The sequence below is a fragment of the Pseudomonas sp. DE0157 genome, from assembly GCF_007678615.1.
Classification (GTDB): Bacteria; Pseudomonadota; Gammaproteobacteria; order Pseudomonadales; family Pseudomonadaceae; genus Aquipseudomonas; species Aquipseudomonas parafulva_B.
Window position 1 is genome coordinate 63,063 of record NZ_VEJN01000013.1, and the last position, 12,782, is coordinate 75,844.

General features: G+C 63.3%; 11 protein-coding genes. 1 reads left to right on the top strand and 10 read right to left on the bottom strand.

The genetic code is table 11. The features are described 5' to 3' along the window. Window positions 1-20: 20 nt before the first annotated feature. The 10 genes from FS777_RS16155 to FS777_RS16200 form a co-directional block, all read right to left on the bottom strand. Window positions 21-1,151: a lactonase family protein gene (locus tag FS777_RS16155; RefSeq protein ID WP_058637656.1), complete on the bottom strand. Its 1,131-nt coding sequence runs from the start codon at window positions 1,149-1,151 to the stop codon at window positions 21-23. After that, window positions 1,117-1,404 (bottom strand): DUF5629 family protein, encoded by a 288-nt coding sequence (locus tag FS777_RS16160; protein WP_058637657.1) that lies wholly within the window; start codon window positions 1,402-1,404, stop codon window positions 1,117-1,119. The genes FS777_RS16155 and FS777_RS16160 overlap by 35 nt, the downstream gene beginning before the upstream one ends. Before the next feature lie 76 nt (window positions 1,405-1,480). Continuing rightward, complete coding sequence (locus FS777_RS16165; protein ID WP_145256391.1) at window positions 1,481-3,856, bottom strand: RND family transporter; 2,376 nt, start codon at window positions 3,854-3,856, stop codon at window positions 1,481-1,483. Between the two features lie 20 nt (window positions 3,857-3,876). Further along, entirely contained in the window at window positions 3,877-4,902 is a 1,026-nt protein-coding gene (locus FS777_RS16170) for a YCF48-related protein (protein ID WP_145256394.1), read from the bottom strand. Window positions 4,903-5,178: 276 nt separating this feature from the next. Then, on the bottom strand, window positions 5,179-7,836 hold the full coding sequence (gene pepN, locus FS777_RS16175) for an aminopeptidase N (protein WP_145256397.1): 2,658 nt from the start codon (window positions 7,834-7,836) through the stop codon (window positions 5,179-5,181). Window positions 7,837-7,849: 13 nt separating this feature from the next. Next, entirely contained in the window at window positions 7,850-8,680 is an 831-nt protein-coding gene (locus FS777_RS16180) for a DUF2797 domain-containing protein (protein WP_145256400.1), read from the bottom strand. Further along, window positions 8,677-8,937: a YeaC family protein gene (locus FS777_RS16185; protein ID WP_023533690.1), complete on the bottom strand. Its 261-nt coding sequence runs from the start codon at window positions 8,935-8,937 to the stop codon at window positions 8,677-8,679. Before FS777_RS16185 ends, FS777_RS16180 begins: the two co-directional genes overlap by 4 nt. Window positions 8,938-8,950: 13 nt before the next feature. After that, a complete protein-coding gene (locus tag FS777_RS16190) occupies window positions 8,951-9,838 on the bottom strand; it encodes a rhomboid family intramembrane serine protease (protein ID WP_058637661.1) in 888 nt (295 codons plus the stop codon). Continuing rightward, window positions 9,835-10,806, bottom strand: a complete 972-nt coding sequence (locus FS777_RS16195; RefSeq protein ID WP_145256403.1) for a metallophosphoesterase — start codon at window positions 10,804-10,806, stop codon at window positions 9,835-9,837. Before FS777_RS16195 ends, FS777_RS16190 begins: the two co-directional genes overlap by 4 nt. Beyond that, window positions 10,806-11,696: an NAD(+) kinase gene (locus FS777_RS16200; protein ID WP_023533692.1), complete on the bottom strand. Its 891-nt coding sequence runs from the start codon at window positions 11,694-11,696 to the stop codon at window positions 10,806-10,808. Before FS777_RS16200 ends, FS777_RS16195 begins: the two co-directional genes overlap by 1 nt. A gap of 87 nt (window positions 11,697-11,783) precedes the next feature. Here FS777_RS16200 and FS777_RS16205 point away from each other — a divergent pair, with 87 nt between their 5' ends. Beyond that, window positions 11,784-12,716 (top strand): DUF1853 family protein, encoded by a 933-nt coding sequence (locus FS777_RS16205; RefSeq protein WP_145256406.1) that lies wholly within the window; start codon window positions 11,784-11,786, stop codon window positions 12,714-12,716. Window positions 12,717-12,782: the final 66 nt, after the last annotated feature.

The window sequence follows — 12,782 nt, forward strand, 5'->3', positions numbered from 1 at the left end:
GCTGTCATCGCACGCGAAGGTCAGCGCATGAACTTCAGATCCGACGGCGCCGGCTGATCGAAAGTCTGTACCGTTTCCCCCAGCTTGCCCGTGAGCGGGTCGCGGCGCATGACTTTGATCTGGTTGCTCTTCTGATTGGCGACCAGCAGGAACCTGTCACTGGGGTCCAGCGCGAATTCACGGGGGTGGTCACCTTCGACCGACCGACGTTGCACCAACGCCAACCGTCCATCCTGCTTGCCGACGCTGAACACGACGATCTCGTTGGCCGTGCCGCGGTTGCTGACGTACAGAAAGCGACCGTCTGCCGACAGGTGCAAGCCCGCGCCCGCCTTGGCAGCCGCCTCCTGGCGCTCGGTCAGTGGCAGACGCTGGCGTTCGATCAGGTCGCCCTCCCGGACATCGAACATCACCACTTCGGCATGCATCTCCAAGGTCAGGTAGGCATGCTTACCGCTGGCGTCGAACAACAAGTGGCGTGGTCCACTGCCCGCAGGCAACGAAACCGAGGCAGGCTGTGACGGGGTCAGTGGCTTGTTCGTGCTCGCCCCGTCATAGCGGTAGACGAACACCTTGTCAGCACCCAGGTCGCTGGCATAGACATGCTGGCCGTCCGGGGACGGCACCACCGAATGGACATGGGCGCTGGCCTGCCGCTCGGGGTTGACCCCGCTGGCCTGGTGGCGCGCCTGCTGAATCACCGGCTGCAAGGCACCCTGCCTGTCAACCGGCAACACCGAAAGGCCGCCGCCTGGGTCGGGATCGACCGCGTAGTTGGCCACGAACAGGTAACGCTGGTCCTGGCTAAGGCTGGCGTGGGTAGGCTCGTCGCCCTGGCTAGACAGTTGATCGAGCAGGCGTACATTCCCATCACTGGCAATGTTGAATGCGCTGACGTGACCGTCTGCGGTTTCATTGACGGCAAACAGCAGGCGCTTGTCTTCGGAAAGCACCAGCCACGAGGGGCTGACGCTCTCTACCACCTGCAGCGGCTCGGGGCGGATTGTGCCGGCTTCGCTGTCGAAGGCGTAGCGGTAGATGCCTTGGCTGGCACCGTCTGTGTAGGTGCCAACCAGCAAGGTGGCAGCCTGGGCAGTGTAGGTCAGGGTCATGCAACTAGCGGTTAGCAGGGTCTTCCAGGTCCGGTTCATGGTCTTCTTCCGGGGCGCGAAATGCATCCAGACAGATGAGTCGGTGCTCACTTTCGGCAGTGCAGATGCGCCAGTCGTTCACTTCTTTACTGGCTGCATCGACCTGCGCGGCGGTGAATACCCAACGGCGCAGTTGGCGGCCGTCCATGCATTCGATGGCAAGGCCCTGCTCGTCGCAGGTGAAATCGAACGCGTGAAGGCCGTCTATCAAAAGCATGTCGCAGTGTTGCAAGGCGCTGGCGAGAGGGGACATGGGGGTACCTGTACGGGACATTGCGTGTGGAAAAACCCCGCATTATACCCCCATGGACGCACACCAACCGGTCGTTTCAATGGGCGAAAATCGAGCCCCCCGCCTTGCCTGCCATCTTCTCGGGCTTGATCAGGAACCGCGCCAGCGCCGGCAGCAGCCACAGCGCCCCGAACATGTTCCACAACAGCATGAAGGTCAGCATCAGGCCCATATCCGCCTGGAACTTGATGGCCGAGAAGATCCAGGTACACACCCCGATGGCCAGGCACAGGCCGGTGAACAGCACAGCCTTGCCGGTGGAGCGCAGGGTCTGGTAATAGGCCTCCTGCAACGGCAGCCCAGCGCGCAGGAAGCTCTCCAAGCGGCTGTAGATGTAGATGCCATAGTCCACGCCAATACCCACGCCCAGCGCAACCACCGGCAGCGTCGCCACTTTGACGCCGATGCCCATGTACGCCATCAACGCGTTGCCCAGCACCGAGGTCAACACCAAGGGCAGCACGATGCACAGGGTTGCGGCGAAAGAGCGGAAGGTGATCAGGCACATGATCGCCACACACAGGTAGACCAGGATCAGGATGGTCAGCTCGGCCGACTTGATCACCTCGTTGGTGGCCGCTTCGATACCGGCATTGCCGGCAGCCAGCAGGAACTGCAAGCCTTCCCTGTCGTGGCTGTCGGCAAAGGCCTTGGCAGCCGCCGTAACCCGTTCGAGGGTCTCGGCCTTGTGGTCATTGAGAAACACCAGCACCGGCGCCAGCGAGCAATCGCCGTTGTACAGACCATCGGCCCGTGCGATGGAGTTGTTGAGGACATCGGGGTTGCGCGAGAGGGTTTCCCACTTGAGGCTACCCTCGTTCATGCCCTTGATCACCTGTTTGGACACGCTGACCAGGGAAATGGCCGACTGCACCCCAGGCGTGTTTTCCATGGTCCACATCAGCTCGTCGATCGGCGCCAGGGTCGAATGCACCGAACACTGCTCGGCGGCCGTCTTGACCATGATCACCAGCACATCGGAGCTGGTGGAATAGTTGCTGATGATGAAGTTGTTGTCCTGGTTGTAGCGCGAGTCGGGCCGCAGCTCCGGTGCCCCTTGGTCGAGGTCGCCGATCTTCAGGTTCTGGCTGTACCACAGGCCCCCGGCGAAGGCGACCAGGGCCAGGGCAATGGAAACAGGCGCCACCCTGGGGCTGGCAAAGCGCGACAACAGACGCCAGAACGGATGCTCGCGCGTAGCATCGCGCTTGCTGCGCTCGATGGCTTTCTTGCTGATACCCACATAGGAGATGGCCACCGGCAGCAGGATGAGGTTGGTGAAGACGATCACCGCGACGCCGATGGAGGCACCGATAGCCAGTTCGCGGATCACGCCGATGTCGATGATCAACAGGGTGATGAAGCCCACGGCATCGGCGAGGATGGCAATCATGCCCGGCAGGAACAGCTGCCGGAACGTGCGCCTGGCCGCCGTCAGGGCGTTGTCTGCATCGCTCGATTGCAGGGCGATGCCGTTGATCTTCTGCACACCGTGGGAAATACCGATGGCAAAGATCAGAAACGGCACCAGCATCGAATACGGATCCAGGCCGAAGCCGACCGCGTGCATGAGCCCCAGTTGCCACACCACCGCCACCAAAGTGGTAATCAGCACCGCGATGGTGCTGCGGATGCACCAGGTGAACCAGTACAACAACACCCAGGTGATTAACAGGGCGATGCCGAAGAACATCACCACCATGACCAGCCCGTCGATGAGGTCACCGACCTTCTTCGCGAACCCGACGATATGCACCTTCACATTGGGGTTCTGGGCCTGGAACTTGTCGCGGATCTTTTCTTCGAGCAAGTGGGAGAACTGCTGGTAGTCGAGCTTGACCACCCGCCCCGGGTCCTGCGGGTCGGGGTAACTTTCCAGCAGTGGCACGTCGATGATGCTGGATTTGAAGTTGTTGCCCACCAGCCGGCCTATTTGCCCGGACCTCAGCACGTTTTCGCGCAGGGTATCGAGGCTGGCCTGCGAGCCGTCATAGGTGTTGGGAATCACCTCGCCACCGGAAAACCCCTCCTCGGTGACTTCGCTCCAGCGCACGCTCGGGCTCCACAGCGACTTGAGCCCGGCCCGATCGACGCCAGGGATGTAGAACACCTCGTCGTGGATCTGGCGCAGAGTCTCCATGTAGTTTTTGTCGAAGATGTCGCCTTTGACCGCCTCGACCGAGATACGCACGGTGTTGCCCAGGTTGGCCAGATCGTTGCGGTGCTCCATCATCTGTTCGATGAAGGGGTGCTGCAACGGGATCATTTTCTCGAAGCTGGTGGAGGGGCGAATTTGTGTGGCTTGCCAGAACAGGAAGAGGCTGACCAGCACACAGAGGATGATGACCGCCGGCCGGTTGTTGAAGATCAGGCGTTCGAGCAGTGTGGCTTTGTCCTGATGATGCGGCTGCATGGGAAGGTGCTCCTGGCTGCTCATGGCTGTGCCTCACTGTCGGCGGCGTCGAGCCCCTTGGCATTGGCGATGTGGGCGCCGCCCTGCCCTACCAGCAGGAGCTCGCCGTTGGGCAGGGCGCTGACACCGGACAGGGCGATGCGGTCCGGGCGGTTGTGGACGCTGAAGGTCTGGCCGGCATCGGTGCTGCGCAGCACGCTGCCGCCGTTGCCGACCACCACGACGGTGCCATCGTCGAGCAGCGTGGCACCGGCCAGGCCGAACTCGAGCTCGCCTCGCGCAGCCTGCAAGGGGATGGATTGCCAGGTGTCGCCGAAGTCGGTGGAGCGCAGCAGGTTGCCGCGCAAGCCGAACGCCAGCAAGGTACGCGGCTGGGCAGTGCCGATCACGCCGAACAGCGACCCCTGGTAAGGCCCTTCGACTTTCTGCCAGTGCTGCCCACTGTCCTCGGAGCGGAACATGCCGCCCTGCTCCCCAACGATGAACAAGCCAGCGTCACGCACCTTGGCGATAGCATTGAGGTGCAACTGATCGGGGTTGTCGAGGCGCTCGGCCACGTCCTGCCAATGCTGGCCCCCGTCCGTGGTTTCGAGCAAGGCGCCGTAGGCGCCCACGGCCAGGCCGTGCTGGGCGTCGAGGAACACGATGTCGAGCAAGGGTGCTTCGCGTGACAGGTCTTCAAACTGTTTGCTCCAGGTCGCCCCGCCGTCGCCAGTGGCGAGGATCTGCGCATCGTGGCCGACGGCCCAACCGCGCTTGTCATCAAGGAAAAAAACGGCCGTCAGCAGCTGGCGGGTTGGCACACGGGCCTGGGTCCAGGTGCTGCCCTGGTCGTCAGAGAACAGGATATGGCCCCGGTCGCCGACCACGACCACACGCGTGCCTGCATGGGCAGCGTCGATCAACAGCCTTTGACTGGCCTTGGCCGATTCGGTGGAGTATTCATCGGCTGACGCAGCCTGCGCGCCTTGCCATCCACTCAGTGCAAGGGTGAGCGCTGCAGCGGCCGCTACCGGCCATCCAGCGCGCCTGCTCCATTTCCTCATGACTGCCCCCGATTGTATTTTTGTTGGGTGGGTCAATACCTTGCAGGACGCACAAATGCCCGCAATAGAGGCCTGCAAGGGCGTGCGGTGATCGTAACGGGAGGATTTGGCGGAGCACAACGGGCGGGGTGTTATGTTTTGTTATCGGCGCAGGACGAGCCGTTCGCGGGCAGAGGATTCAGCGCCTGCGGGCGAACACGACTCACCCGCAGGTGCTGCCTGTGCAGCGTAACAACGTCGGCAGTTGAAACCGTGGCCCTCAAGCGGGCCCCGGCGTCATGCCAGGCTTTTACTTACCACTTCATAGACGTCGCTGGAGAGCTCACCAGAAGCCAGAATCCGCTCCAGCTCACCCTTCATCAGGGCCTGGCGGGCGGCGTCGTATTTGCGCCAGCGGGTCAGCGGCGCCAACTGCCGGGAGGCGATCTGCGGGTTAAGGGCATTGAGCTCGATCACCAGATCCGCCAGGAAGCAATAACCGGAGCCATCGGCGGCATGGAAGTTGACCAGGTTCTGGCCGGCAAAGGCACCGACCACCGCGCGCACCTTGTTCGGGTTCTTCAGGGTGAACGCGGGGTGCTGCATCAACGCCTTCACCCGTGCCAGGCCCCCTGGCAAGGTACTGGCCGCCTGCACGCTGAACCATTGGTCCATGACCAGGGGGTTGTCCTTGAAGTGCTCTGCAAAGCTTTCCAGGGCCTTGGCGCGCTCGGCCTCGAAGGGTGAGTTCACCAGCACCGCCAGGGCCGTGAGGCGCTCGGTCATGTTGTCGCACTGCTCGAACTGCTCCAGGGTCGCTTGCAGCACCTGCGGTTCAGCGCTGAGCATCAGGTACGACAGGGCGATGTTCTGCAGGCTGCGGCGGGCAAAGTGCTCGGCAGAGGCAACGTACGCGGTGTCACGCGAGACCGCGCGGTTGGCCTGGTAACGCGTCCAGAGTGGCTCGAACAATTGCTCGGCAATTTGCCGGCGGGCGAACTCGCGGGCTGCGTGGATGGCGTCCACATCGGCCACCTGGCTGATCTCGGTCAGGTAGCCCTCCCCTGGCAGCGAGAGCATTTCGGCCACCATGGCAGCATCGAGCGAAGTGTCGCCCAGTACCGTAGCCAACGCCCTGACCAGACGCGGGTCCAGTTGCAGCGCCTGACCACGCTGGTGCTGGCCGATCAGCTCCTGCAGCACCTGCACGGCCAGTTGCTGACCGGCTTCCCAGCGGTTGAAGCCGTCGCTGTCGTGCTGCATCAGGAACATCAACTGGTCACGGTCGTACGGGAAGCTCAGCTTGACCGGGGCACTGAAACCGCGCAGCAGCGACGGCAACGGCCGTGCCTGGATGCCCTGGAAGACGAAAGTCTGCTCGGCCTCGGTCACCGACAGCACCCGGGTGCTGCCCACTGCCGAGGACTCGCCCGCCAATTGCAGCGGCAGGTCGTTGCCCTGGGCATCGAGCAGGCCCAGTTCGACCGGGATCACGAAGGGCAGCTTCTCGGCCTTGTCCGGGGTGGGTGGGCAGCTTTGGCGGAACGTCAGGCTATAGGTGCTCGCCGCTTCGTCGTAGGCGTCGGTCACTTCCAGGCGCGGCGTACCGGCCTGGCTGTACCAGCGCTTGAACTGCGTCAGGTCGACACCGTTGGCGTCTTCCATGGCCTTGATGAAGTCGTCGGTGGTCACCGCCTGCCCATCGTGACGCTCGAAATACAGGTCGCTGCCCTGGCGGAAGCCTTCGGCCCCCAGCAACGTGCGCACCATGCGTACCACTTCCGAGCCTTTCTCGTACACGGTCAGGGTGTAGAAGTTGGAAATCTCGATGAAGCTGTCCGGGCGCACCGGGTGGGCCATGGGGCCCGCATCCTCGGCGAACTGATGGGTGCGCAGGTAGGCAACGTCCTCGATGCGCTTGACGGTGCGTGAATTCATGTCGGCACTGAATTCGGCATCGCGGAACACCGTGAAGCCTTCCTTGAGCGACAGCTGGAACCAGTCGCGGCAGGTAACGCGGTTGCCCGACCAGTTATGGAAGTACTCATGGGCCACCACGGCTTCGACCCGCTGGTGCGCGGCATCGGTGGCCGTCTCGGCGCGCGCCAGCACGCAGCTGGAGTTGAAGATGTTCAGGCCTTTGTTTTCCATGGCCCCCATGTTGAAGTCGTTGACCGCGACGATCATGAAGATGTCCAGGTCGTACTCGCGGCCGTAGACCTCTTCATCCCAACGCATGGACTTTTTCAGACTGACCATGGCGTGGTCGCACTTGTCGATGTTCTCCGGCTCCACATAGATGCGCAGGGTCACATCACGGCCCGATTGGCGGGTGAAGGTGTCTTCCACGCACCACAGGTCGCCTGCGACCAGGGCGAACAGGTAGGCCGGCTTCATGAACGGGTCTTCCCAGGTCGCCCAGTGACGGCCGTCCTCGGCAGGGCCGCTGCCTACCGGGTTGCCGTTGGAGAGCAGCACCGGGTAGCGGTGCTGTTCAGCGATCACCGTGGTGGTGAAGATGCTCATCACATCGGGGCGGTCGAGGTAGTAGGTGATCTTGCGGAAACCCTCGGCCTCGCACTGGGTGCAGAACATCTTGCCGGACTTGTACAAGCCCTCGAGCGCCGTGTTGGTTTCGGGATGGATCCTGACGGTGGTGTCGAGGGTGAAGTGCTCTGCCCGTGGCTGAACGGTCAGGCTGCTTGCGTCGATCTGGTAGTCGCCTTCCTGCAAGGGTTCATCGTCCAGGGCGGCGCGCACCAGTTCGAGTTGCTGGCCGTCGAGCACCAGCGCAGGCAGGCCGCCCCCGTGCACCGGGTTGCGGCGCATGATCAGTTGCGCGTGGACCAGGGTGTGGTCTTCGAACAGCTCGAAGGTCAGGTGCGTCTCGTCGATCAGGTACTCAGGCGCCTTGTAGTCCTTGAGATGGATCACTTGCGGTTGTTCGGTACGCATCTGCAGGTCCCTTTTACTGGAGCACGGCCAACTGGTAGGCCGTGTACTTGCGAATATTGATCACACCGGTGTCGAAGATCAGGTACTGGCCCTTGATGCCCAGCAGCGTACCCTCCACGACCGGGTTCTTGTCCAGGTTGAAGCTGACCACTTTGGTCGGGTAAGCCTGGACCGGGTATGTCATGTGCACGACCTCGGCGTCGGTCAGAGGCTGAATCGCCTGCAGGCCGAAGCGCGCCTGCAGCTGGCCAAGCCCTTCTGCACATGCTTCCAGCACCTGATCGCGCAATGCCGGCAGGTCGAGCAGCTCGGCGTCACCCTTGAGCAGGGCGCGCCAATTGGTGCGGTCCGGCACCTGACTGCGCAGCAGGTCTTCGACCAGCCCGGACTGCTGCCGGGTGGCCACCCTGAGGATAGGCAAGGCCTGGCTGGCCCCCTGGTCGAGCCAGCGGGTGGGCAGCTGGGTGGCGCGGGTGATACCGACCTTGATACCGGAGGAGTTGGCCAGGTAGACCACGTGATCGGTCATGCAGAACTGCTCGCCCCAGGACGGATCGCGGCAGGTGCCTGCGTCGTAGTGGCAGCGCTCCGGAGCCATGATGCACATGTCGCACTGGGCCAGCTTGGTCATGCAGGGGTAGCAGTAACCCTGGCTGTAGCTGCTCTTGGTGCGCTTGCCGCAGTGGCTGCAGTGGATGGCACCCAGGTATTGCAGGCGCAGCGGCTTGCCGATCAGGGGGTTGACCGGCACCAGGGTATCGCCTAGGCGAAAGCTGTATTGCACCACGGGGTCGGCCAGGCTGACGGCCATCTTGCTCAACGAGCCACGAGCGAGTTCGATCAATGTACCGAGTCCGACTTGAACAGGATGTTGGGGACGGGGGCGGATTTGGACGCGCATTCCTGCGGGCCCATGTAACCGGTGCGCTGGTCCTCGGGCAGGTTTTTCATCTCCCAGGCAATGACCGCTTGCAGGGACAGCTCTTTCTGCTCGGCAGTCAGCTTGCGGCCGTCCGACCATTTGCCGATTTCCACGGCCAGCTTCAGGCTCTCGTAGATTTCCGGGGTGATGTTTTCGATCATTTGCGCGAAAGTGGACATGTTGTCTCCTGATTCAAGCCGACAGTTTACGCCGGGCGAGCGCCCCACCCAAGAGCCCGGTCAGGCATCCGATGAGCAACCCACCGACGTGCGCGGCGTTGGCGATCTGGCCCAGGCCCAGCGTGCCGACGACGCCGGTCAGGCACACCACCAGCCAGAGGAGCATCATCACCAGCACGCCCTTGGGCAGGTTGAAGTGCGGGTTCGGTGCCCGCCATTGATACAGCCAGATGTGCCCGAGCAGGCCATAGAGCACGCCTGAAAGCCCACCGAACAGGCCAGGCCCTGTGGTGTAGTGTTGGGCCAGGTTCGATACCAGGCTGAACAGCGCGGTGAGCCCCAGCAGCGTCCATGGGCCCTGGCGCAACTCGATGCGCTTGCCCAGCTCCCAGAACCACAGGCTGTTCATGGCCAGGTGCAGCGCACCGAAATGCAGCAGCATCGGCGAGACCAGCCGCCACCATTGCCCGTGCGCCAGACCCTCGGCCAGCGGCGTGAAGTACAGGTAATCGCCCTGCACGTGAAAATCGAGAAACGTGAACCAGCCGATGGTGGTGAAGTTGTCGCCCAGGCCCGTAAGCCCGGCGACCACGAACGTCAGCAACAGCGTCAGGGCGGTGACCTTGCAGGCCTTGGCCTGGGCCAGCAGCGACGGCTGTGACATGTCCTGCCCCTGCTGGTCGGGTAGCGCGGCGTCAGGCTCGGCCTGCAGGTCGGCGTTGCCATCGGGGTAGCGCTGGTAGAGGTGCAACACCTCGTCAGCCAGGGCCTCAGGCGCCCAGAGTACCTGGTCCTCGCCCTCCTCGCTGACCCGGTGCGGCACCTGCAAGCGTTGCAGCATCTGCACGAAACCGCTGAGGTCGACCGTCAGCGGCAGGCGCATCACTTGGATAATGTTCATTGGCTAGCCTGTGGTCGGTCGACATCCACCCAGACGAACTTGCGGGGGTCGATACGGGTTTCATCGTCCAGCCTGTAGGCGACCAGCTTGCCGTACAGCACGGCGCTGTAGTCCAGGCAGGCCAGGTTGCTGCGAATCGGTGCGGGCCGGCCGCTGCGCCAGTAATGGCCAACAAACAGCATGGGCTCGTCCTCGGCATAGCGCAGCAACGCGCTTTTCTGGCTGTGGCTGAGCGGTGTGTTGGCCACCTCCGCCGGCAGCGCATCGGGCTGGAAGACGATATCGCCATAGGTCTGCGGATCATCTTCCCAGAACTTGGTGCGGAAGAACGCGCGGGTCAGGCCATCGCCACCGGTCAGGGTCAGGCCATCGGGCAGGCGCATGTCGGTGCCACGCAGCAAGCGGTTGCAAACGTTGGCGGCAAAGCTGCCGCTCACCGCCGAGGCTTGGACGAAGTGGCGGTCGACGCGCCCATCGGGGTACTGGCGCCGCAGCGGCTCGATCAGGCTTGCATCCCAGCAGGCGTGCACCAGGCGGAATCGACCGGCATCGATGAACAGTGGCAGCGTCTGGAACCAGTCGAGAAACGCCTGCCAGTCCGCAGGGTGATTGGCGAACTGGGTGAGGGTTTCGTCGATGAGCCTGGCGTGGCGAGGGGTATGTTCGCGCACGAAGGCCTTGCCGCTGCCCGGCAGTGCCGGCGTCACCCAGCCCAGTGCACTGTATTCGTGATTGCCCATGATGCAGTGCGCCTGCCCGGCGGCGACCATGTCGTAAACGATGTGCAGGGCTTGGCGGATACGCGGGCCGCGGTCCACGATATCGCCCAAGAACAGCGCCTGCCGCCGAGGGTGGCGCCAGACGCCGGCAATGCGCTGGTAACCGAGGACATCGAGCAAGCGCTCAAGGGTCAAGGCACAGCCGTGAACGTCACCGATGATGTCGAAACTGCGCGCCGGATCCAGCATCAGTCGTCCCTGCCCCCCAGGCGGCTGCCCCAGCCAAGCTTGGTGCGGCAGACTTCGTAGTAGTTGTGATCCAGCGGGTGGATCAGGCGCAGCTTCTGGGGCTTCTTGCTCACCGTGATGGTGTCACCGGGTGCGCAGGTGAAGTGGTTCTGACCGTCGCACGACACCTGCGGGTAGATCTGCAGGTCCTTGGCCACCACGATCTTCAGTTCGCTGTTGCCATCGACGACGATCGGCCGCCCAGACAAGGTGTGCGGGTACATGGGCACGATGACGATTGCATCGAGCTTGGGGTGCATGATCGGGCCGCCGGCGGACAAGGCGTAGGCCGTGGAGCCGGTCGGGGTGGCGACGATCAGGCCGTCGGCCTTCTGGCTGCAGACGAACTGGCCGTCGATGTAGATCTCGAATTCGATCATGCGGGTGGACTTGCCTGGGTGCAGGACCACGTCGTTTAGCGCATCGCCCTGGCCGATCGCCTCCTGGTGACGGCGCACTTCGGCTTGCAGCAGGAAACGGTTCTCGACCAGGTAGTGACCATCGAGCACTTCGGAGACTTTCTCTTCCAACTCATCCGGACGGATGTCGGTAAGAAAGCCCAGGTTGCCCCGGTTGATGCCCAGTACCGGGATATTATGCCGCGCCAGCGCACGCGCAGCGCCCAGCAGGCTGCCGTCGCCGCCGACCACGATGACCAGGTCACAGACCTCGCCCAGCAGCTTGCGGGTGGAGGTCTGCAGCCCATGGCCCGGCAGGACTTCACCGATGGTGTCTTCGAGGATCACGTGCAAGTGGCGCTCGAGGAGGAATTTTTTCAGTCGGCGGATGGTGTCCAGCACCTGCGAGCTGCCGAGACGACCGATGATACCGATATTGCGAAATTGCTCCATGGGGCTCCTGCAAGGCTCTGCGACGGGTGACGATGCAGCGATTATGGGCGAACCACGAAGCAGCGGCAAACCGGCTATGCTCGCAGGATGATGCTATTTCCTTCGCTCGTGCACCTGCCCCGGCTATTACAGCGCCCTGCGGTGCGTGACCTTGCCTGGACCCTGCTCTCGCCGCCGCTGCTCGAGCGCGCAGGCTGCCCCCAGCGCCACCCGCTGGCAGGCAGCCTCTGGATCGAACGGCCGCAGGCATTGCAGGCCTGGTTGTACGGGCTGGACATTGATGACACGCCCTTGCGGCACTGGCTCAAGGGCCTTGGCAGTCGCCGCCTTGGGCTGTATTACGAGCGCCTGTGGCAATTCGCGTTGCAACAGGCGCCCGGCGTGGAACTGTTGGCGGCCAACTTGGCTATCCGTGAAGACGGCCGGACCCTGGGCGAGCTGGATGTGGTGCTGCGTGATCGCGACGGGGTGCATCACCTGGAGCTGGCCATCAAGCTGTACCTGGGCCCCGAGCGCTTTGGTAACGACCCGGGCGGCTGGCTAGGGCCTGGCTGCCACGATCGCCTGCAAGCCAAGCTGGAACACATCCGCCGCCACCAGTTGCCCATGTCGGCCAGCACCCAGGGCCGTACCGCCCTTGAGCGGCTCGACCTGCCCCCGGTGCAGGCCAGCATGTGGATGGGGGGCTACCTGTTCTACCCGGCGCTGGCCCCGAGCGAGGCGCCACTGGGTGTACACCCCCTGCACCTGCGTGGCCGCTGGTTGCATCGCAAGGACTGGATCAGCGCACCCGGCGCGCATTGGCAACCGCTGGTGCGCAGTGCCTGGCTCGCCCCCGCACGGTGTGCGGCCTGCGAGGTCTGGAGCGCAGCTCAGTTCGCCGCCTGGCTGCACTTGCTGGCACCCGATGCGCCTGCGCAATTGCTGGTCAATGTGCAGCGGCAGCAGGACGGCAGCTGGCAAGAGATAGAGCGGGTGTTTCTGGTTGCTGATCAGTGGCCGGGCGACTTGGCCCTCTGACCTCAGATCCCGCTCATGGGCGGCAACATATTTTTCACCGACCTAGAGCAATGATACAGCCTGGGT

What these genes read in the sequence shown, in the direction of transcription:
- FS777_RS16170 (WP_145256394.1), bottom strand. Translation starts at nt 4,902, where the DNA reads ATGAGGAAATGGAGCAGGCGCGCTGGATGGCCGGTAGCGGCCGCTGCA.
- FS777_RS16155 (WP_058637656.1), bottom strand. Translation starts at nt 1,151, where the DNA reads ATGAACCGGACCTGGAAGACCCTGCTAACCGCTAGTTGCATGACCCTG.
- pepN (WP_145256397.1), bottom strand. Translation starts at nt 7,836, where the DNA reads ATGCGTACCGAACAACCGCAAGTGATCCATCTCAAGGACTACAAGGCG.
- FS777_RS16190 (WP_058637661.1), bottom strand. Translation starts at nt 9,838, where the DNA reads ATGAACATTATCCAAGTGATGCGCCTGCCGCTGACGGTCGACCTCAGC.
- FS777_RS16195 (WP_145256403.1), bottom strand. Translation starts at nt 10,806, where the DNA reads ATGCTGGATCCGGCGCGCAGTTTCGACATCATCGGTGACGTTCACGGC.
- FS777_RS16205 (WP_145256406.1), top strand. Translation starts at nt 11,784, where the DNA reads ATGATGCTATTTCCTTCGCTCGTGCACCTGCCCCGGCTATTACAGCGC.
- FS777_RS16160 (WP_058637657.1), bottom strand. Translation starts at nt 1,404, where the DNA reads ATGTCCCCTCTCGCCAGCGCCTTGCAACACTGCGACATGCTTTTGATA.
- FS777_RS16165 (WP_145256391.1), bottom strand. Translation starts at nt 3,856, where the DNA reads ATGCAGCCGCATCATCAGGACAAAGCCACACTGCTCGAACGCCTGATC.
- FS777_RS16200 (WP_023533692.1), bottom strand. Translation starts at nt 11,696, where the DNA reads ATGGAGCAATTTCGCAATATCGGTATCATCGGTCGTCTCGGCAGCTCG.
- FS777_RS16185 (WP_023533690.1), bottom strand. Translation starts at nt 8,937, where the DNA reads ATGTCCACTTTCGCGCAAATGATCGAAAACATCACCCCGGAAATCTAC.